Source organism: Kitasatospora viridis, assembly GCF_007829815.1.
In the GTDB taxonomy this organism is placed as follows: domain Bacteria; phylum Actinomycetota; class Actinomycetes; order Streptomycetales; family Streptomycetaceae; genus Kitasatospora; species Kitasatospora viridis.
This window is the reverse complement of record NZ_VIWT01000001.1, coordinates 2,575,175-2,594,982: the sequence shown is the minus strand read 5'-3', so window position 1 is coordinate 2,594,982 and position 19,808 is coordinate 2,575,175. Positions and strand designations below refer to the sequence as shown.

General features: G+C 71.8%; 23 protein-coding genes. 16 read left to right on the top strand and 7 right to left on the bottom strand.

Features of this window, described 5'->3' with window-relative positions:
* Positions 1–5: 5 nt before the first annotated feature.
* The 4 genes from FHX73_RS11460 to FHX73_RS11445 all read right to left on the bottom strand — a co-directional run bounded on the left by FHX73_RS11460 (position 6) and on the right by FHX73_RS11445 (position 3,917).
* Positions 6–776 (bottom strand): response regulator transcription factor, encoded by a 771-nt coding sequence (locus FHX73_RS11460; RefSeq protein ID WP_145904921.1) that lies wholly within the window; start codon positions 774–776, stop codon positions 6–8.
* 102 nt (positions 777–878) lie between these two features.
* Positions 879–1,973 carry a S1C family serine protease gene (locus FHX73_RS11455; RefSeq protein WP_145904920.1) on the bottom strand — a complete coding sequence of 365 codons (1,095 nt, stop codon included), beginning with the start codon at positions 1,971–1,973 and terminating at the stop codon, positions 879–881.
* 89 nt (positions 1,974–2,062) lie between these two features.
* A complete protein-coding gene (locus FHX73_RS11450) occupies positions 2,063–3,109 on the bottom strand; it encodes a LacI family DNA-binding transcriptional regulator (RefSeq protein ID WP_145904919.1) in 1,047 nt (348 codons plus the stop codon).
* A gap of 73 nt (positions 3,110–3,182) precedes the next feature.
* Positions 3,183–3,917, bottom strand: coding sequence for a response regulator transcription factor (locus FHX73_RS11445; protein ID WP_145904918.1), 735 nt, complete (start codon positions 3,915–3,917; stop codon positions 3,183–3,185).
* A 380-nt stretch (positions 3,918–4,297) separates the two neighbouring features.
* On the opposite strand from FHX73_RS11445, the gene FHX73_RS11440 reads away from it, so the two are divergent.
* From FHX73_RS11440 to FHX73_RS11420, 6 genes are all read left to right on the top strand, one after another.
* Positions 4,298–4,624, top strand: coding sequence for a MoaD/ThiS family protein (locus FHX73_RS11440; protein ID WP_145904917.1), 327 nt, complete (start codon positions 4,298–4,300; stop codon positions 4,622–4,624).
* A 134-nt stretch (positions 4,625–4,758) separates the two neighbouring features.
* The gene (locus tag FHX73_RS11435) at positions 4,759–5,454 is read left to right on the top strand and encodes an LmeA family phospholipid-binding protein (protein WP_170304889.1); all 696 of its coding nucleotides are present in this window, start codon (positions 4,759–4,761) and stop codon (positions 5,452–5,454) included.
* 122 nt (positions 5,455–5,576) lie between these two features.
* Positions 5,577–5,657 (top strand): Ms5788A family Cys-rich leader peptide, encoded by an 81-nt coding sequence (locus FHX73_RS47640; RefSeq protein ID WP_425461439.1) that lies wholly within the window; start codon positions 5,577–5,579, stop codon positions 5,655–5,657.
* A 246-nt stretch (positions 5,658–5,903) separates the two neighbouring features.
* Complete coding sequence (locus FHX73_RS11430; protein ID WP_145904915.1) at positions 5,904–6,743, top strand: sulfurtransferase; 840 nt, start codon at positions 5,904–5,906, stop codon at positions 6,741–6,743.
* Positions 6,744–6,777: 34 nt separating this feature from the next.
* Positions 6,778–7,068, top strand: a complete 291-nt coding sequence (locus FHX73_RS11425) for a DUF1416 domain-containing protein (protein WP_101381718.1) — start codon at positions 6,778–6,780, stop codon at positions 7,066–7,068.
* Positions 7,069–7,174: 106 nt separating this feature from the next.
* Entirely contained in the window at positions 7,175–7,429 is a 255-nt protein-coding gene (locus FHX73_RS11420; protein WP_425461438.1) for a DUF3099 domain-containing protein, read from the top strand.
* Here the strand turns inward: FHX73_RS11420 and FHX73_RS11415 are convergent.
* A complete protein-coding gene (locus FHX73_RS11415) occupies positions 7,423–7,785 on the bottom strand; it encodes a DsrE family protein (protein WP_145904913.1) in 363 nt (120 codons plus the stop codon). The two genes, FHX73_RS11420 and FHX73_RS11415, sit on opposite strands and share 7 nt — an antisense overlap.
* Positions 7,786–8,059: 274 nt before the next feature.
* On the opposite strand from FHX73_RS11415, the gene FHX73_RS11410 reads away from it, so the two are divergent.
* The 3 genes from FHX73_RS11410 to ygfZ are packed head-to-tail and all read left to right on the top strand — an operon-like array spanning position 8,060 to position 10,091.
* Positions 8,060–8,644 (top strand): heme-binding beta-barrel domain-containing protein, encoded by a 585-nt coding sequence (locus tag FHX73_RS11410; protein ID WP_145904912.1) that lies wholly within the window; start codon positions 8,060–8,062, stop codon positions 8,642–8,644.
* 33 nt (positions 8,645–8,677) lie between these two features.
* Positions 8,678–9,121 carry a Fur family transcriptional regulator gene (locus FHX73_RS11405; protein ID WP_145904911.1) on the top strand — a complete coding sequence of 148 codons (444 nt, stop codon included), beginning with the start codon at positions 8,678–8,680 and terminating at the stop codon, positions 9,119–9,121.
* Between the two features lie 10 nt (positions 9,122–9,131).
* Positions 9,132–10,091, top strand: a complete 960-nt coding sequence (ygfZ, locus tag FHX73_RS11400) for a CAF17-like 4Fe-4S cluster assembly/insertion protein YgfZ (RefSeq protein ID WP_145904910.1) — start codon at positions 9,132–9,134, stop codon at positions 10,089–10,091.
* A 57-nt stretch (positions 10,092–10,148) separates the two neighbouring features.
* On the opposite strand, the gene dtd is transcribed toward ygfZ, so the two are convergent.
* A complete protein-coding gene (dtd, locus tag FHX73_RS11395; RefSeq protein ID WP_145904909.1) occupies positions 10,149–10,598 on the bottom strand; it encodes a D-aminoacyl-tRNA deacylase in 450 nt (149 codons plus the stop codon).
* A 312-nt stretch (positions 10,599–10,910) separates the two neighbouring features.
* Here dtd and FHX73_RS11390 point away from each other — a divergent pair, with 312 nt between their 5' ends.
* Positions 10,911–11,432 carry an RsiG family protein gene (locus FHX73_RS11390; protein ID WP_145904908.1) on the top strand — a complete coding sequence of 174 codons (522 nt, stop codon included), beginning with the start codon at positions 10,911–10,913 and terminating at the stop codon, positions 11,430–11,432.
* Positions 11,433–11,510: 78 nt separating this feature from the next.
* Here the strand turns inward: FHX73_RS11390 and FHX73_RS11385 are convergent, their stop codons facing one another.
* Entirely contained in the window at positions 11,511–12,005 is a 495-nt protein-coding gene (locus FHX73_RS11385) for an inorganic diphosphatase (protein WP_145904907.1), read from the bottom strand.
* A gap of 76 nt (positions 12,006–12,081) precedes the next feature.
* Here FHX73_RS11385 and dacB point away from each other — a divergent pair, with 76 nt between their 5' ends.
* The 6 genes from dacB (at position 12,082) to folE (ending at position 19,689) form a co-directional block, all read left to right on the top strand.
* On the top strand, positions 12,082–13,476 hold the full coding sequence (gene dacB, locus FHX73_RS11380) for a D-alanyl-D-alanine carboxypeptidase/D-alanyl-D-alanine endopeptidase (protein ID WP_170304888.1): 1,395 nt from the start codon (positions 12,082–12,084) through the stop codon (positions 13,474–13,476).
* Between the two features lie 39 nt (positions 13,477–13,515).
* Positions 13,516–14,751, top strand: a complete 1,236-nt coding sequence (locus FHX73_RS11375; RefSeq protein WP_145904905.1) for a zinc-dependent metalloprotease — start codon at positions 13,516–13,518, stop codon at positions 14,749–14,751.
* A gap of 157 nt (positions 14,752–14,908) precedes the next feature.
* The gene (gene tilS / locus FHX73_RS11370) at positions 14,909–16,060 is read left to right on the top strand and encodes a tRNA lysidine(34) synthetase TilS (RefSeq protein WP_145904904.1); all 1,152 of its coding nucleotides are present in this window, start codon (positions 14,909–14,911) and stop codon (positions 16,058–16,060) included.
* Positions 16,061–16,101: 41 nt separating this feature from the next.
* Complete coding sequence (gene hpt / locus FHX73_RS11365; protein ID WP_145904903.1) at positions 16,102–16,656, top strand: hypoxanthine phosphoribosyltransferase; 555 nt, start codon at positions 16,102–16,104, stop codon at positions 16,654–16,656.
* Positions 16,657–16,930: 274 nt separating this feature from the next.
* Positions 16,931–18,961 (top strand): ATP-dependent zinc metalloprotease FtsH, encoded by a 2,031-nt coding sequence (gene ftsH / locus FHX73_RS11360; RefSeq protein WP_145904902.1) that lies wholly within the window; start codon positions 16,931–16,933, stop codon positions 18,959–18,961.
* Between the two features lie 122 nt (positions 18,962–19,083).
* Positions 19,084–19,689 carry a GTP cyclohydrolase I FolE gene (gene folE / locus FHX73_RS11355; RefSeq protein ID WP_145904901.1) on the top strand — a complete coding sequence of 202 codons (606 nt, stop codon included), beginning with the start codon at positions 19,084–19,086 and terminating at the stop codon, positions 19,687–19,689.
* The last annotated feature ends 119 nt before the right edge of the window (positions 19,690–19,808 follow it).

Here is a 19,808-nt window from a genome sequence, read left to right as displayed (position 1 = left end):
CGTGCTCAGTTCGCGGTGCTCGGCGCCCGCAGCGCGTAGCCGACGCCGCGCACCGTCTGGATCAGCCGCGGCATGCCGCCCTGCTCGGTCTTGCGGCGCAGGTACATCACGTAGACGTCGAGGGAGTTGGAGGACGGTTCGAAGTCGAATCCCCAGACCGCCTTGAGGATCTGTTCCCGGGTCAGCACCTGGCGCGGGTGCGACAGGAACATCTCCAGCAGCATGAACTCGGTGCGGGTGAGCTCGACCGGGCGGCCGTCCCGGGTGACCTCGCGGGTCGCGGTGTTCATCCGCAGGTCGGCGAAGGCGAGCACCTCGGAGTCGTCCTCCACGGCGGTGGCCCGGGCGGCGGCCTCGGTGGCCAGGGCGTTGCGCCGCAGCAGGGCGCGGACCCGGGCCAGCAGCTCGTCCAGTTCGAACGGCTTGGCCAGGTAGTCGTCCGCGCCCACGTCCAGTCCGGTGACCCGGTCGCCGACCGCGTCGCGCGCGGTGAGCATCAGGACCGGGGCGGTGTCGCCGCGCGAGCGCATCCGGCGCACGGCGGTGAGGCCGTCCATCCGGGGCATCATGATGTCGAGCAGCACCAGGTCGGGCTTGTCGCGCTCGACGACCTCAAGCGCTTCGTAGCCGTCGGTGGCGGTGGTCACCTCGTAGCCCTCGAAGGCCAGGCTGCTCTCCAGGGCGTCACGCAGGGCGGGCTCGTCGTCGACCACGAGCAGGCGCGCCGGGGGAGCGGTCTGTTCGGCAAGGGTGCGGTCGTCGGCGGGGGGAGTCATCGGCGGGGCTGCCTCTCTCGAGACTCGGCGGGATCGGTCGGGTAGGGGTCTTGCCATTGTGCGGTGCGGACCGCACGGATCGGCGGTTTGCGGGTCGGAGGCCTACAGCGTCTGGCCGGCCTGCAGCTTGGGCAGCACCTGCTTGACGGAGTCGATCGGGATGGAGAAGCCGAGGCCGACGCTGCCGGCCTGGCTGGAGGTGGCGCTGGAGTTGGTCCCGCTGCCGGAGTACATCGCGGAGTTGACGCCGATCACCTGGCCGGTCGCGTTGATCAGCGGGCCGCCGGAGTTGCCGGGGTTGAGCGCGGCGTCGGTCTGCAGGGCCGCGTAGGTCGCGGTGCTGCCGGAGGCGGCGCTCGGGCCGTTGCCGTTGCCGTAGCCGGGCAGGAACGGGTAGCCGAAGCCGCCGTTGCCGCGCGTGCTGCCCTCGTCGACCTGCACGGTGACCTGGCGGTTCTTGGCGCTGATGATGCCGGAGGTGACGGTGCCGGTGAGGCCGTCCGGGTTGCCGATGGCGACCACCGGGTCGCCGACCGAGACGCCGGCCGAGGAGCCCAGGGTGGCGGGGGTGAGGCCGCTGACACCGCTGGCGGTGATCACCGCGACGTCCAGCGACTTGTCGGTGCCGGTCACCGTGCCGGAGGTCTTGGCGCCGTTCTGGAAGGCGACGGTGATCTGGCCGCCCTCGCTGACCGCCCCGGAGATCACGTGGAAGTTGGTGAGGATCTGGCCGCCGGCGGTGAGGATGATCCCGGTGCCGGTGGAGGTGCCGGAGTTGGTCTGCACGGTGATCTGCACGACGCTGGGCGAGACGGCGGCGGCGATGGCGGCCACGTCGGCCGTGCCGCCGCTCTTGTCGGAGACCGGGCTGACCAGGGTGGAGGAGGCGGTGGTCGAACCGGAGCCGTGCCGGGCGTCCGCGAAGGCGCCGCCGGCCAGCCCGCCGAGTACGGCGGCGACCGCGGCGACCGCGGTGACCAGGGCCAGTCGGCCGCGCAGATAGCCGCTGCGGGCCTTGTGGGCGGGGCCGCCGCCGTACGCCGCGATCGGCTCGGTGGTCGGCTGGGCCTCGGGTCCGAAGGGCTGGCCCTCGGAGCCGGGCGTCGCGAAGTAGTCGTAGTGAGCGGAAGGTGCCCCGGCCGGCTTCGGCGGGAACGGGTACCCCGACTCATCTGCGGTGCTGCGGTGCTCGCTCATGGACCACACCGTCCGCCCGGCGGATGAGAGTCTCATGAGAGCCGGGTCAGAACGACCAGAGAAGCCTGTTGGCTTCTCATAAAGGCCCGTTACTCTGCGCGCTGCTCACCCGGGCAGCCGCAGGAGCGGCGCACCACCAGCCGGGACGGGAACTTGCGCACCCGCTGGGTTTCCGAGCCGGGCACCATCAGCGAGTCGTCCAGCACCAGCTCGACCGCGGCCCGGGCCATCGCCTCGCGCTCGCTGGCCACGGTGGTCAGCGGCGGGTCGGCCAGCGCGGCCTCCGGGATGTCGTCGAAGCCGGCCACCGCCAGGTCCTCCGGCACCCGCAGGCCCAGCTCGCGGGCGGCCCGCAGCACGCCGATCGCCTGGTCGTCGGTGGAGCAGAAGACCGCCGGCGGCCGGTCGGCCGAGGCCAGCAGCCGCAGCGCCACCTCGTAGGCGCCGTAGCGGTGGAACGGGGCGTCCACCAGGTGGGCGTCGGTGTCCAGGCCGGCGGCGGCCATCGCCTGCTGCCAGCCGGCCACGTGGTCGATGACCGGGTCGCCGGGCACCGGGGTGTCCACCGGGCCGCCGAAGCAGGCCACGTACGGGTGGCCGTGCTCCTCCAGCAGGTGACGGACCACCAGCTCGGCGCCGCCGATGTCGTCGGTGACCACCGAGACGTCGTCCGCGGCCTCCGGGCGGCGGTGCAGCAGCACCACCTTGGCGCCCTCCATCGCGGCGAACTCCTTGGCGGCCCGCTGCGGCGCGCCCTGGCTGACCAGGATCAGGCCCGAGACCCGCATGCCGAGGAAGGCCTGGATGTAGTGCATCTCGCGGTCTTCGACGTAGTCGGAGTTGCCGATCAGCACCAGCTTGCCGCGGTCCGAGGCGGCCCGTTCGACGGCGTGCGTCATCTCGGCGAAGAAGGGCTGCCGGGCGTCCGGCACGATCATGCCGATCAGGTTGGTCCGGCGGGAGGCCATCGCCTGCGCGACGCTGTTCGGCCGGTAGCCGAGCTGCTCGATCGCGGCGAGCACCTTCTCCTTGGTCGCCGGCGCCACCGGCCGGGGACCGTCGTTGATCACGTAGCTGACGACCGCGGTCGAGGTCCCAGCCAGTCGGGCTACATCGTCGCGCGTCACCTTGGCCACGGGGGGAGTCTACGCGTGTTTGTCCAATCGGCCAGTGGCCGGGCCCGGTACCATCCCCCGGGCCCGTGCCTGGTCAGGCCTCGACCGGGCGGCCCACCGGTTGTTCGGCGCCGCCCCGCTCGCCCTTCTCGCCCTGGTTGGGCACGACGAAGCGGTAGCCGACGTTCCGCACGGTGCCGATCAGCTGCTCGTGCTCGACGCCGAGCTTGGCCCGCAGCCGGCGGACGTGCACGTCCACGGTCCGGGTGCCGCCGAAGTAGTCGTAGCCCCAGACCTCCTGGAGCAGCTGGGCCCGGGTGAAGACCCGGCCGGGGTGCTGGGCGAGGTACTTGAGCAGCTCGAACTCCTTGAAGGTGAGGTCGAGCACCCGGCCCTTGAGCCGCGCCGAGTAGGTGGCCTCGTCGACCGAGAGGTCGCCGTTGCGGATCTCCATCGGGCTGTCGTCCACCACCGCCTGCTGCTGCCGGCCGATCGCCAGCCGCAGCCGGGCCTCGACCTCGGCGGGGCCGGCGGTGTCCAGCAGCACGTCGTCGACGCCCCACTCGGCGGTGACGGCGGCCAGGCCGCCCTCGGTCACCACCAGCAGCAGCGGGGAGCCGACCCCGGTGGAGCGCAGCAGTTGGCAGAGCGAGCGGATCTGCGGCAGGTCGCGGCGGCCGTCGACCAGTATGACGTCGGCGCTCGGGGTGTCGACCAGGGCCGATCCCTCGGCCGGGGCGACCCGGACCTGGTGCAGTAGCAGCCCCAGGGCCGGCAGTACCTCCGCCGAGGGCTGGAGCGCGTTGGTGAGCAGGAGGAGAGAGCTCATACCCGGGGCGTCCCCTTATCTTCTCCGTGGCCTACTGGCTGCCCGCGCCGGGACGGTGGGGTATCGCACGACGTTGTGCGACTTCCGGCACGGTGGGCTACCACTCGCAAGGACGTCCGGATGGGTGTCCTGAAAGCACAAAAGGACCCGGGGGCGACTCTGCCCGGATCCCTTGCGTTCAGAGAATAGCCGAACCGGCCTGCCCGGCGAAGGGGGCGACGCGGGTGACCGAGCTCGCATTCGGGGTCGTGCGCCCCCGCTGCGACCGCCCTGGCCTGCGGCGTTCCCGGTCCGGGCGGCGGGCGGTCCATCATGGGGCACGGCACCGACCGGAACCCGTCCGGGTTCACCTTCGAAGCCCTGTTCAAGAAGGGGGCGCCATGACCGCGACCACAGACACCGCGACGACAGACACCGAGACCACGGACACCGAGAGCGCCGGCAACGCCGTGGCGGGCACCATCCGCTACTGGGCCGCCGCCAAGTCGGCGGCCGGCACCGGCGAGGAGCCGTACCGGGCCGCCACCCTGGCCGAGGCGCTGGAGCAGGTGCGGCTGCGGCACGCCGACCGGCCCGAGCTGGTCCGCCTGCTGGACATCTGTTCCTATCTGGTGGACGGCGAGCCGGTGGGCACCCGGGACCGGCGATTCGTGCCGCTGCACGAGGGCGGCACGGTCGAGGTGCTGCCGCCGTTCGCGGGGGGCTGAGCGCGCCGCGCGGCGGAACCAAGCACACCGTCGGATCGTCGTACCGGCGAGTCACCCCGAGCGGGGTGGCTCGCCGAACCTTCGGGATGATGTCCCGGGAACACCGACAGTCGCCGACGGGGAGAGAGAACGCGATGCGGACCTGGATCAAAGTCACCGTGCCGGTCGTGGTCGTCGCCGGCCTGCTGGTCGGCGCGGACCGGGTGGCGGTCGGGGTGGCCGAGGACCAGGCGGCCCAGAAGCTGGCCGACCGCCAGGGCATCTCGGGCAAGCCCACGGTGACCATCGACGACATGCCCTTCCTCACCGACCTGATCGACAGGAAGCTCGGCAAGGTGCGGCTCTCGGCCAGCGAGATGAAGGTGACCGGCGACGGCGGCACGGTCCAACTCCAGGACTTCAAGGCCGAGCTGAACGGGGTTCAGGTGAACTCCGGCTACACCTCGGCGACCGTCGACTCCGGCTCCGGCTCCGGCCTGGTCGGCTACCAGCAGGTGCACGACCTGATGGGGCTGGACCCGAAGATCACCCTCGGCTACGGCGGTCCCGGCCTGGTCAAGGTGGACTACTCGGTGCTCGGCCAGAAGATCTCCAGCACCGTGAAGCTGGTCAACAACGGCGACGTCATCCACGTCGGCAGCGTCGGCGACCTGCCGCCGGAGCTGGGCGCGCTGCCCGGGGTCGGCGGCATGATCCAGCAGAACCTGGGCGCCAAGAGCTTCACCCTGCAGGATCTGCCGGTCGGCCTGCACCTGGACTCGGTGGCGCCGCAGCCGGGCGGGCTGGAGCTGAAGTTCACCGGCACCAAGGTGACGCTGACCAACAGCTGAGACGGACCGAAACCCGGCGGGACAAGGCCGGAAACCCTGCCAATCCCACAATCCGGTCGTTTTTGTCTCAGGATTCGACACGCTGGTGACAGCGCGGCGTTCGGCTCCCTAGCATCGTTCCCATGAAGCGACAGGCACATCTCACCAAGCGGCGGGCGGTAGACCTCTGCCGCGTGGCTGCCTGCCTGTGTCGCACGCGGTGACCGGCGGTCCGCTCCGGCAGAATCGAGCCGCCGCCCTGCCCGCATCCGTGGCCTGACCAGGCGCGCAGCGCCTGCGGCCACAGCTCTTCGACGAACTTCCGCAGCACCCGCCCGTGACGGCGTCCATGGCCGCCCCATCCCACTATCCGGACAGAATTTCGGACAAGTGGGACGGATGACCGGCTGTTGGACCCGCCGACCGGGACCACTCACCTTCCGCAAACCGCCCCCGGATGGAGACATCACATGAGCCGCAGCGACGTCCTGGTCGACGCCGACTGGGTCCAGGCCCACCTGGACGACCCGAAGGTCGTCGTGGTCGAGGTGGACGAGGACACCTCCGCGTACGACAAGAACCACATCAAGAACGCCGTCCGGATCGACTGGAAGAAGGACCTCCAGGACCCGGTCCGCCGCGACTTCGTCGACCAGGCCGGCTTCGAGGCGCTGCTCAGCGCCAAGGGCATCGCCAACGACGACACCGTGGTGCTCTACGGCGGCAACAACAACTGGTTCGCCTCCTACGCCTTCTGGTACTTCAAGCTCTACGGCCACCAGGACGTCCGCCTGCTGGACGGCGGCCGCAAGAAGTGGGAGCTGGACTCCCGCGACCTGGTGGACGGCGCCGAGGTCCCGGCCCGCCCGGCCACCGAGTACAAGGCCCAGGCCCAGAACACCGCGATCCGCGCCTTCCGCGACGACGTGGTGAACGCCATCGGCAACAAGAACCTGGTCGACGTCCGCTCGCCCGACGAGTTCTCCGGCCGCCTGCTCGCCCCGGCCCACCTGCCGCAGGAGCAGTCGCAGCGCCCCGGCCACGTGCCGAGCGCCCGCAACATCCCGTGGTCGAAGAACGCCAACGACGACGGCACCTTCAAGTCGGACGACGAGCTGCGCGCCCTGTACGCGGCCGAGGGCGTGGACCTGGGCCAGGACACCATCGCCTACTGCCGGATCGGCGAGCGCTCCGCGCTCACCTGGTTCGTGCTGCACCAGCTGCTCGGCCAGGAGAACGTCAAGAACTACGACGGCTCGTGGACCGAGTACGGCAGCCTGGTCGGCGTTCCGATCGAGCTCGGCAACTGAGCCCGCGCGGCTTCGCAAGCAAGGAGAACGAGACATGTGTGGTGCGAAGGCCGGCGGCCCGGACCTGGCAGGAGTTGACGTGGCGAACGAGACGATCATCCAGGGTTCGGTGACCCGCGACGGCGAGCCGGTCAACGGCTACGTCCGACTGCTCGACGCGAGCGGTGAGTTCACCGCCGAGGTGCCGACCTCGGCGACCGGCCAGTTCCGCTTCTTCGCGGCCGAGGGCCAGTGGACCGTGCGCGCGCTGGTCCCGGGCGCGACCGTGGACCGCAAGGTGGTCGCCTCCAAGGGCGCGCTGACCGAGGTCCCGATCGCGGTCTGACCCGTCCGAACGGTACGGATCAACGACGAGCCCCTGCCCGCGCGGGGGCTCGTCGATTTACCGTGAAGGTGTGCAGCAGCGCGCGCGACACCGCTACTACTTCCTGATGATGGCCGGCTGCCTGGGGCTCTTCGTGCTGGCCTGGGGAGTCGTGCGGTTCTTCTCGGTCGGTGCGGCGATCGGCATGTGCGTGGTGGCGATGGTGATCCCGCCGCTGGCCGCGATCTTCGCCAACCGGCGCGACCCGGAGGACGACTGGTGGCAGGACCCGCGCTGGGACGACCCGGAGTGGGAGAAGCCGGGCCACGACCGGGACCGACCGGACCAGGAACCCCCGCGCGACCCCGAGGGCCGTCAGTAGACCAGCGCCTGCACGCCGTCGGCCATGATCTCGCTGACAAAGACCTGGGCGCCCGCGATCCGGACACCGGGCAGCGTGTCGGCCGCCTCGATGCCGCGCCGGGCCGCGCACTGGGTGCAGAGCGTGACCGTGCCCGCCGCCAGCAGCGCCTCCAGCAGGTCCGGCAGCGGCGCCGAGTGCGGCAGCTCGAACTCGGCCGCCCGACCGGGCAGCGCGAACCAGGCGGACTCCCCGGTGAGCCAGAGCGAGACCTCGACCCCGCTGGCGACCGCCACGGCCGCCACGGTGAAGGCCTGCGAGCAGCGCTCCGGCGCGTCCGCCCCGGCGGTGACCTTGATGACCAGCTTCTTCGACACGCCGTCAGCCTAGACCCTGTGTGGCAGCCCTCACCGCGTCGGCGCGGTGGCCGACCGATAGACTCGCGCCGTCACCGTCCGTCCGTACCTCGCCGAATCCGGAGCGCACCATGAGTGGCCTTGAGATCTTCTTCGACGTGCTGCTTGCCGTCATGTCCATCGTGATCGTCTGGTTCGCCGCGTTCTCCGTGATGAAGCTGTACCAGGGCCAGCGCTGACCGCTCGCGTACCGTAGGGACCGCAGTCCTTCCGTCTCCGATAATTGATCAGGACCATGATCGAGATCCCCTCTGACCTCCACCCGGACGTCGTTTCGCTGGCCTTCCTCCTCGGTACCTGGGAGGGCGCGGGCGTCCATGACTTCCCTGGTTCGGAGAAGTGCAACTTCGGCCAGGAGATCGTCTTCCGGCACGACGGCCGCCCCTTCCTGGAGTTCCGCTCCCGGACCTGGGTGCTGGACGAGGCCGGCGAGAAGGTCCGGCCGCTGGAGACCGAGCACGCCTTCTGGCGGGTGACCACCAACCAGCGCGGCACCAGCGGCGAGCGCGAGGTCGAGGTCTCGCTGGTCCGCGACGACGGCACCGTGGAGATCTGGTACGGCCGGCTCGCCGACGGCAAGCCGCAGATCGACCTGGCCACCGACGCGGTCGCCCGGGTCGAGGGCTCGGCCCCCTACAGCGGCGGCAAGCGGCTCTACGGCTTCGTCAACGACGAGCTGCTCTGGGTCGGCGAGAAGGCCGCCCCCGAGGTGCCGCTGCGGCCCTACATGTCCGCGCAGCTGAAGAAGGTGCTCAACCCGGCGCAGCTGATCAAGGACGTCAACGACCTGCCGGACGACGGGATCGCCTTCTTCCGCTGACCGGCTTCCCACGAGCGAGGGACGTCAGACGCAGTGACCGACGGTACGACCGACTGGAAGGCCGACCTGCGCGAGCGCGGCTACCGGCTCACCCCCCAGCGCCAACTGGTGCTGGAGGCGGTGGACGCGCTCGACCACGCCACCCCGGAGGAGGTGCTGGCGCAGGTCCGGCGGACCGCCAGCGGGGTCAACATCTCCACCGTCTACCGGAACCTGGAGCTGCTGGAGGAGCTGGGCCTGGTCTCGCACGCCCACCTCGGTCACGGCGCGCCGACCTACCACCTGGCCGGGCGGCACCACCACCTGCACCTGGTCTGCCGGGACTGCGGCTCGGTCACCGAGACCGGCACCGCGATCGCCGCGCCGCTCACCGACGCGCTGCGCGAGCAGCACGGCTTCGACACCGACCTCAAGCACTTCGCCATCTTCGGCCGGTGCGCCGACTGCACCGCCAAGCTGGAGCACGGCGGGTCGTAAGCTGGCGGGCATGAAGAGCCCGCTGCTGTCGCTGCCCGGAGCCGTCCCCGCCGAAGGGCCCGACGAAGGGGTCGCGGCGCACTACGGCGACCTGTTCCGGGAACAGCGCGAACTGGCCGGCGGCCGGGCCTTCACCGACCTCTCGCACCGCGGCGTGATCACCGTGACCGGCCCGGACCGGCTGGCCTGGCTGCACCTGCTGGTCACCCAGCACGTCAGCGAACTGCCCGCGGGCCAGGCCGCGGAGGCGCTGGTCCTCTCCCCGCACGGCCACGTGGAGCACGCGCTCTACCTGGTCGACGACGGCACCACCACCTGGGCGCACGTGGAGCCCGGTACCCAGGCCGAGCTGCTGGCGTACCTGGAGAAGATGAAGTTCATGTACCGGGTGGAGGTCGCCGACGCCACCGCCGAGTACGCCGTGCTGCACCTGCCGGCCGGCCACGCCGCCGCTCCCGGGGCCGCCGCGGTGCGCGAACTGCCCTGGGGCCGCGACCTCTTCGTGCCCCGCGCCGAGCTGGCCGCGGTGGCCGCCGGGCTCGGCAGCCCGGCCGGCGTCTGGGCCCACGAGGCGCTGCGGATCGAGGCGCACCGCCCCCGGCTCGGCTTCGAGACCGACCACCGCACCATCCCGCACGAGGTGGACTGGCTGCGCACCGCCGTGCACCTCAACAAGGGCTGCTACCGCGGCCAGGAGACGGTGGCCCGGGTGCACAACCTGGGCAAGCCGCCGCGCAGACTGGTCTTCCTGCACCTCGACGGCACCGAGGAGACGCTGCCGCCGCACGGCACCGAGCTGCGCACCGCCGCCGACCCCACGGGTCGCCCGGTGGGCTTCGTGACCTCCTCGGCCCGGCACTGGGAGCTGGGTCCGATCGCCCTCGCCCTGGTGAAGCGGAACACCCCGGTGGACGGCGTGCTGCTGGCCGGCACCGTGCCCGGCACCCAGGACGTCGTGGTCGAGCCCTGAGCGGGCTCCCCCAGCCTTCGGCCGGGAGGTGCCCCCAAGCGGGGTTCTGGCGGCGGGTCAGACTTCCAGCAGCACGGTGAACGGGCCGTCGTTCACCAGCGCGACCTTCATGTCCGCGCCGAACCGGCCGGTCTCCACGGTGGCGCCGAGCGCCCGCAGCCGCGCCACCACCTCGTCCACCAGCGGCTCGGCGACCGGGCCGGGCGCGGCGGCGTTCCAGGTGGGGCGGCGGCCCTTGCGGGCGTCGCCGTAGAGGGTGAACTGACTGACCACCAGCAGCGGCCCGTCGAAGTCGGAGCAGGACAGTTCCCCAGCACTCCCATCGGCGGTCTCGCCCGGGAAGAGCCGCAGCGACCAGAGCTTGCGGGCCAGTTGGGCGGCCTGCTCCGGGGTGTCCCCATGGGTGACCCCGACCAGCACGCAGAGCCCGGGCCTGCTGATCGCCCCGACCGTCTCCCCGGCCACCGTCACGGAGGCCTCGCTCACCCGCTGCACCACTGCTCGCATGCGGGCCATTGTGCACCGGCCCCGCCGGGTGGCGGTGACTGCCAGGTCATATCAGACGCACCCGTTCGCCAGGCGGCCGTACGGGTGCATCTGCGCCGCGCGCCGGGCCCGGGGGTGGCACGATCGGGGAGTCAGCGCGCCCGTCGGGCTCGGACGGCCGTTCGTGCCGACCGAACACCGGTTCAGGCGCGGCTCGCCCGGGTGGGTGGCAGTGGCGGGGCGGGGAACCCCTGAGGGGCCGTCGGTCGTGCAACCCGTCGGGTGGGCGGAGCAAGGGTGGGACCGAGGTACGCGACGGCAGGTGGTTGCTCGATGGACACGACGGAGCTGGCCGGGCTGGGCCTTGCCGAACTGCGCACCGTGCGCAGGGACGCACTGGAGCAGGAGGCCGATCTGTCCTACCTGCGCCGGCTGCTGCAGGGGCGGGTGGACATCCTGCGGGCCGAACTGGACCGCCGGACCCTGGAACTGCGCCCGGTGCCGCCACCGGCCGAGACGCTGCTGCACCGGCTGCCGCAGATCCTCGCCGACAGTCCGTCACACGTGCGCCAGTCGGCCCGGCACGTCACGCTGGGCACGCCGCGCGGCGAGCAGTACCAGGAGCAGGCGGACGCCCTGATGGGCGACGTGCGGCTGGCCGACCTGGCCGCGCACGCCTCGGCCGAACTGCTGGCCGCGCTGGACCGGCTGACGGCGCACGAGCGGGAGGTCTCCGGCCGGCGCTCCGGGCTGCAGCGCACCGCGGACTGGTGCAGCGCCGAGATCACCCGGCGGTACCGGGAGGGCGAGGCCCGGGTGGAGGATCTGCTGGCCGACCGGCCGGCGGCCGACTGACCGACGACCGACTGACCGGGCCGGGAAAGCCGACGGGGCCGCCGGGCACCCAGTGCGCCGACGGCCCCGACGAGCGGATCAGTGGGAGTCGCCCTGGTCCGCCAGCCGCTTGATCGAAGCGGTGATCTCGGCCTCGGCGTCGGCACGGCCGACCCACTCGGCACCCTCGACCGACTTGCCCGGCTCCAGGTCCTTGTAGACCTCGAAGAAGTGCTGGATCTCCAGGCGGTCGAACTCCGACACGTGGTGGATGTCCCGCAGGTGCTCCCAGCGCGGGTCGGTGGCCGGGACGCAGAGCAGCTTGTCGTCGCCGCCCGCCTCGTCGGTCATCTTGAACATGCCGATCGCGCGGCACTTGATCAGGCAGCCGGGGAAGGTCGGCTCGTCCAGGATGACAAGAGCGTCCAGCGGGTCGCCGTCCTCGCCGAGAGTGCCCTCGACGAAGCCGTAGTCGGCCGGGTAACGGGTCGAGGTGAAGAGCATCCGGTCCAGGCGGAGGCGACCGGACTCATGGTCGACCTCGTACTTGTTGCGGGAGCCCTTCGGGATCTCGATGGTGACGTCGAACTCCAACGGTGCCTCCAAGGTAGGGACTGACAGAATCCAAGTGTCTCCTACGGGGGCAGGTGATCGGGAAAGGGGTTGGGCAGTGGCAGGGACTCGGCGGGGCCTGGTCGGGACGGGGCTCGCGGTAGCGACCGGATTCGCTCTTCTGGCGGGTGGCACACCCGCGCATCCGGCGGCGCCCGAGCAGGGCGCCGCGCCCGCGGCGAGCGCCGCGCCGGCCGTGCTGGAACCAGCGCTGACCGGGGCGGACGGGCTGCCCAGCACCGCCGGACTGCAGGCCGCGCTGGGCCAGCTGACCGGCGACAAGGCGATGGCCACGCTGAACTACGCGATCGCCGACGGCACCACCGGCAAGCTGCTGCTGGGCTCCGGCGAGGGCAGTCCGGCCACCCCCGCCTCCACCACCAAGCTGGCCACCTCGGTGGCCGCGCTCAGCCTGCTCCCCCCGCAGACCCGGCTGACCACCAAGGTGGTCAAGGGCGCCGGGGCGGACGAGATCGTGCTGGTCGGCGGCGGCGACCCGACGCTGACCGGGCTGAACCCGGATCAGATCCGGATCGGCGGCGCCCCGGTGGACGGCGACTCCGCCCCCGCCTCGCTGCCCGCGCTCGCCGAGCAGACCGCCGCCGCGCTGAAGGCCTCAGGCCTGACGACGGTGCACCTGGACGTCGACACCTCGCTGTACACCGGTTCGCCGTTCCACCCGTTCAACGACGGCACCAACATCGGCCCGATGTCCGCGCTGATGGTCGACGAGGGCCGGCAGACCGCCACCGACGACACCGACGCCCCGGTCCGGGTGGTCGACCCGGCCGGCCAGGCGGCGGCCAGGTTCACCGACCTGCTGGGCGCCCAGGGCATCAAGGTGGCCGACAAGCCCAAGGAGGCCGCCGCCCCGGCCGGTGCGGCCCCGCTGGCCCAGGTGCAGTCGCCGACCATCGGCCGGCTGGTCGAGCGGGCGCTGACCAACTCGGACAACACGCTGGCCGAGGCGATCGCCCGTCAGGTCGCGCTGGCCGCGCACCAACCGGTCAGCTACGACGGCGGCGCCGCCGCGGTCACCGCCGAACTGACCAAGCTCGGCCTGCCGATGCAGGGCGTGCAGCTGAACGACGGCAGCGGGCTGAACGTCCGCAACACCATCCCGCCGGTCTTCCTGGCCGACCTGCTGGCCATGGCGGCGGCGCCGGACCACCCGCAGCTGCGCCCGGTGCTGACCGGCCTGCCGATCGGGGCCTTCACCGGCACCCTGGCCAAGCGCTACCTGGCCTCCCAGGGCTCCGGCGACGGGGCCGGCCTGGTCCGGGCCAAGACCGGCTCGCTGACCGGGGTCAACACGCTGGCCGGCACCGTGGTGGACGCCGACGGCCGGGTGCTGGTCTTCGCCCTGATGTCCAAGGGCGCGCCGGACGCCAACGCGGCCCGGTACGCGATGGACCGGATCGTCACCCGGCTCGCCTCCTGCGGCTGCCGCTGAACGGTGCCGCCCGCGCCGTCCAGCACGTACGGTGAAGCCATGACGAGCGCGAGCGGCGGTGCGGACATGGTCGACTGGAATCTCGCGGTCGCGACCGCGACCAGGCTGGCCCGGCCCGGCCCGGCGGTCAGCCGGGAGGAGGCCGCGGCCGTGGTCGCCGAACTGCGCGAGCACGCGCGGGCGGCCGAGGGTGCGGTGCGCGAGTACACCAGGATGGTGGCGGCCCCCGCCGGCCGGCGGTCCGGCGGTCCGGACCCGGCCCGGGTGCTGGTGGTGGACCGGCCCGGCTGGGTGCGGGCCAACGTGGCAGGCTTCCGCACCGTGATCGCCCCGCTGACCGCCAAGCTGGCGGCCCGCCGGGCCGAGACCCCGGGCGGCGCGGTGCTCGGCGCGGTCGGCAGCAAGGTGACCGGCCTGGAGGTCGGTGCGGTGCTGGCGCTGCTCTCCGGCAAGGTGCTCGGCCAGTACGAGACCTTCGCCGCCGCCGAGCCGGCCCCGAGCGCCCCGGACAGCCCGGCCGGGCTGTTCGACCAGCCCCGGCTCGGCCGGGTCGACCCGGACGGCCCCGGGGGGTCGGACGAGCGCACCGCGCCGGTCACCGCGGGCCCGGGCCGGCTGCTGCTGGTGGCGCCCAACATCGTCCAGGTGGAGCGGGAGCTGGACGTCGATCCGCACGACTTCCGGCTCTGGGTCTGCCTGCACGAGGAGACCCACCGCACCCAGTTCAGCGCCGTCCCGTGGCTGCGCGACCACGTGCAGGCCGAGGTGCAGGCCTTCCTGGCCGAGACCGACGTGGAGCCGGTGGCCCTGCTGGAGCGGCTGCGCGAGGCGCTGGCCCCGGGGGAGCGCCCGGCGAGCGGCGCCGGCGGGCTGCTGGAGGTGGTCCAGACGCCCCGTCAGCGGGAGGTGCTGGCCCGGCTGACGGCGGTGATGTCGCTGCTGGAGGGCCACGCCGACGTGGTGATGGACGGGGTCGGGCCGGCCGTGGTGCCGAGCGTGACGGAGATCCGGGAGAAGTTCCAGAGCCGCCGCGACCGGGGCGCCGGCCGGCTGGACCTGATGCTCCGTCGGCTGCTCGGGATGGACGCCAAGCTGCGGCAGTACCAGGACGGCGCGGTCTTCGTCCGGGCGGTGCTGGACCGGATCGGGATGGACGGCTTCAACCGGGTGTGGACCTCGCCGAACACCCTGCCGACCAAGGAGGAGATCCACGACCCGGCGGCCTGGGTGGCCCGGGTCGGACGCCAGTCCCAACCGAAGCCCCCGGACGAGTGAGACCCCCGGGCGCCGATACGTTTCTGCATTCACCCGTCCGTGGGACCGAGGTCGTACCGGTGGCGCGGGGGGCTCGGGCGTGCTCCCCGTTCTGCGACGATCTGTGAGCACCCGGTCACCCGTTGGCCGGATCCCCCCGTCCGAGGAGCTGCTTCCCATGGCCCCACACCCCGCGGTCGCGGCGATACGCCTGGCCGTCCGCCGCGCCCTCGCGGACCTGGCGGCCGAGGCCGTCGCGTCCGGCGTGCCCGCGCCCGTCCCCGCCCCCAACCGGCAGCCCGCCGCCGTGCCGTCCCCCGCCACGGCCGGCAGCCCCGCCACCGTGCTGATCGGCAACGCCCGCCGCCACCCCTCCGGCCTGCCCCGCACGCCCGCCGCCGCCGACGCCCCGCTGGTGCTGGTCGCGGTCAGCGGCGGCGCCGACTCGATGGCACTGGCCAGCGCGACCGCCTTCGAAGCCCCCAAGCTGGGCCTGCGGGTCGGCGCGGTCACCGTCGACCACGGCCTGCAGTCGGGCAGCGCCGACCGGGCCCGCCAGGTGGCCGACCGGCTGCGCGCCTTCGGGCTGGACCCGGTCGAGGCCGTCGCGGTCCGGGTGGGCCGCCAGGGCGGCCCGGAGGCCGCCGCCCGGGAGGCCCGCTACGCCGCGCTGGACGAGGCCGCCGAGCGGCACCGGGCGCTGGCCGTCTTCCTCGGCCACACCCGCGACGACCAGGCCGAGACCGTGCTGCTGGGCCTGGCCCGCGGCTCCGGCTCCCGCTCGCTGGCCGGCATGCCGGGGCGCAAGGGCCGCTACCTGCGCCCGCTGCTGGACGTGGACCGGTCCGCCACCCGGCAGGCCTGCGCCGCGCAGTCCATCCCGGTCTGGGAGGACCCGCACAACCTGGACCCGGCCTACACCCGCGCCCGGGTCCGGCACGAGGTGCTGCCGGTGCTGGAGAAGCACCTGGGCAACGGCGTGGTCGAGGCGCTGGCCCGCACCGCCCGGCTGTTCCGGGACGACGCGGACGCGCTCGACGAGTGGGCCGGCCGCGCCGAGCAGCGGCTCTACCGGCGTGATCCGCACGACGGCCGGGGCGAGCTCGCGGTGGCCGACCTGGCCGAACTGCCCGCCGCGGTGCGCCGCCGGGTGCTGCGCCGGATCGCGCTGCGCACCGGTTCCCCGGCCGGCGACCTGTTCGCCCGGCACCTCGAATCGGTGGACCTGCTGGTGACCGGATGGCGCGGTCAGGGGCCGCTCCAGCTACCCGGGGGCGTCGAGGTCACCCGTAGGTGTGGCAACCTGGTGTTTCGGCGGCGGAAAGACTGACCGCCGGCACAGGACCACGAACCCTTGAGGACGTATTCCCGGTGGACGACAAGGACATGGGCGCCGACCTGGCGAAGGTGCTCATCAGCAAGGACGAGATCGACGCGAAGCTGGCGGAGCTGGCGGAGCGGATCGACCGGGACTACGCCGGGAAGGACCTGCTGATCGTCGGCGTCCTCAAGGGCGCGGTGATGGTGATGGCCGATCTGGCCCGGGCGCTGCACTCGCAGGTCACCATGGACTGGATGGCGGTCTCCTCCTACGGGATGGGCACCAAGTCCTCCGGCGTGGTGCGGATCCTCAAGGACCTGGACACCGACATCGCCGGCCGCGACGTGCTGATCGTCGAGGACATCATCGACTCCGGGCTGACCCTGTCCTGGTTGCTCGGCAACCTGGGCTCGCGCGGCCCGGCCTCGCTGGAGGTCTGCGCCCTGCTGCGCAAGCCGGACGCGGCCAAGGTGGAGATCGACGTCAAGTACGTCGGCTTCGACATCCCCAACGAGTTCGTGGTCGGTTACGGACTGGACTACGCGGAGAAGCTCCGCAACCTCCCGTTCATCGGTACGCTCGCCCCACACGTGTACGGCGGCTGAGTACCGACCGGCACTCAGGGGAACACCCCACCGGTTCCACCCGTTGGAGTCGGCGAACGGACAACTGCATAGACCGTACCGCCGCGCTTCCACAGAGCGGGGCATTACTGCTGTACGGTCAAATTACCCGTTCTTCGTACTGTCGCCTCCAGGTGTTGGAGGCGCGGTACCGCGGAGCGGGGTGCGCACGCACACCATCGGAAGCGCCGACGGCAGAAGGCCGCCAGGTGCCGTTTGAGTGGCAGGAGGGACGGGGCGGCAACGCCCCGCATGGATGGACGTCAAGCGATACTTCCGCGCGCCGATCGCATGGATCCTCCTGGCAGTCGTCGCCGTCATTGTGCTGATGAACGTCGTTTCGGACTCGAACGGCTACAAGACGGTGGACACCGGCCAGGTGGTCCAGGCGATCAACGCTGGCAACGTCAAGCAGGCGCAGATCACCACCGGTGACTCCCAGACGATCAAGATCGAGCTGAAGGACGGCACCTCGTTGTCGGCCGGCAGCAACGGCAAGGTCCCCTCGGGCACCAAGTTCCAGGCTTCGTACATCGGCTCGCAGGGCAAGGACCTGGCCGAGCAGATGTCGAGCAACCCCAACCTCATGCCCGCCCAGGGCTACACGATCAGCCCCGAGAAGCAGTCCACCTTCGTCAGCCTGCTGCTGTCGATGCTGCCGATCGTGGTCATCGTGCTGGTCTTCCTGTTCCTGATGAACCAGATGCAGGGCGGCGGCTCCCGGGTCATGCAGTTCGGCAAGTCCAAGGCCAAGCTGCTCAGCAAGGACACCCCGAAGACCACCTTCGCCGACGTGGCCGGGGCGGACGAGGCGGTGGAGGAGCTCCACGAGATCAAGGAGTTCCTGCAGGAGCCGTCGAAGTTCCAGGCGGTCGGCGCGAAGATCCCCAAGGGCGTGCTGCTCTACGGCCCGCCCGGAACCGGCAAGACCCTGCTCGCCCGCGCCGTCGCGGGTGAGGCGGGCGTGCCGTTCTACTCGATCTCCGGGTCCGACTTCGTCGAGATGTTCGTCGGTGTCGGTGCCTCCCGGGTCCGCGACCTGTTCGAGCAGGCCAAGGCGAACGCGCCGGCGATCATCTTCGTCGACGAGATCGACGCGGTCGGCCGGCACCGCGGCGCCGGCCTCGGCGGCGGCCACGACGAGCGCGAGCAGACCCTCAACCAGCTGCTGGTCGAGATGGACGGCTTCGACGTCAAGGGCGGCGTGATCCTGATCGCCGCCACCAACCGCCCGGACATCCTGGACCCGGCGCTGCTGCGCCCGGGCCGCTTCGACCGCCAGATCGCGGTCGAGCGCCCCGACCTGCAGGGCCGGCTGGACATCCTCAAGGTGCACCAGAAGGGCAAGCCGATCGCCCCGGACGTGGACCTGTCCGCGGTGGCCAAGCGGACCCCGGGCTTCACCGGTGCCGACCTGTCCAACGTGCTGAACGAGGCGGCCCTGCTGACCGCACGTTCGGACAAGAAGCTGATCGACAACTACCTCCTGGACGAGGCGATCGACCGCGTGGTGGCGGGTCCGCAGAAGCGCACCCGGATCATGTCGGAGAAGGAGAAGAAGATCACCGCGTACCACGAGGGCGGCCACGCCCTGGTCGCGGCGGCGTCTCCGAACTCCGACCCGGTGCACAAGATCACCATCCTGTCCCGCGGCCGGGCCCTGGGTTACACCATGGTGCTGCCGGAGGAGGACAAGTACTCGCAGACCCGCAACGAGATGCTCGACCAGCTCGCCTACATGCTGGGCGGCCGGGCGGCCGAGGAACTGGTCTTCCACGACCCGACCACGGGCGCCGCGAACGACATCGAGAAGGCCACCGCCACGGCCCGCGCGATGGTCACCCAGTACGGCATGACCGAGCGGCTCGGTGCGATCAAGTTCGGCAGCGACAACTCCGAGCCGTTCCTCGGCCGTGAGATGGGCCACCAGCGCGACTACTCCGAGGAGGTCGCCGGGCTGGTGGACGAAGAGGTCAAGAAGCTGATCGAGAACGCCCACAACGAGGCCTGGGAGATCCTGGTCGAGAACCGGGACGTGCTCGACAACCTGGTGATGGAGCTCCTTGAGAAGGAGACCCTGAACAAGGAGCAGATCGCCGAGATCTTCACCTCGATCGTGAAGCGGCCGGCCCGTCCGGCCTGGACCGGTTCGTCCCGCCGCACCCCGTCCACCCGGCCGCCGGTGCAGTCCCCGAAGGAGCTGGCGCTCACCAACGGTGCCGCCGGCGCCGCCCCGGTGGACGTGGTGAAGCTCCCGCCGGTCACCGGCGAGGCCACCGAGGGCTGAGCCCCGCGGCTCCGGCCGCAGTTGCACGACGGAATGGATGCCGCGCCACCCGGGTTTGTACCCTGGGGGCGCGGCATCCGTGCTGTTCAGCCCCTATACCCCAGCTACTCTGCGAGGCTCGCATGATCGATCCGGTCACGCTCGACGGACAGTCCGTTATCGGCACCTTCGACCAGAAGCGGGCCGAGAACGCGGTCCGCGAGCTGCTGATCGCCGTGGGGGAGGACCCGGACCGCGAGGGTCTGCTGGACACCCCGGCCCGGGTGGCGCGCGCGTACAAGGAGATATTCGCCGGGCTCTGGCAGCAGCCGGAGGACGTGCTGACCACCACCTTCGACCTCGGCCACGACGAGATGGTGCTGGTCAAGGACATCGAGGTGTTCTCCACCTGCGAGCACCACCTGGTGCCGTTCCAGGGCGTCGCCCACGTCGGCTACATCCCCGCCGCGACCGGCAAGATCACCGGTCTGTCCAAGCTGGCCCGGCTGGTCGACGTCTTCGCCCGCCGCCCCCAGGTGCAGGAGCGCCTGACCAGCCAGGTCGCCGACTCGCTGATGCGGATCCTGGAGCCGCGCGGCGCGATCGTGGTGATCGAGTGCGAGCACATGTGCATGTCGATGCGCGGGATCCGCAAGCCCGGTGCCAAGACCCTCACCTCGGCGGTGCGCGGACAGCTGCGCGACCCGGCCACCCGGGCCGAGGCGATGAGCCTCATCATGAGCCGCTGACGGACCGTCGGCCGTCGCGGCGCCGCGCACTGCGCCGACGGCCTGACAGGCCGCTGGAAGGCCCCTGGAAGCCCGCTGAGCCCGGCTCGGCGGGCTTCGCGGTGTCCGGGGGCGGGTCG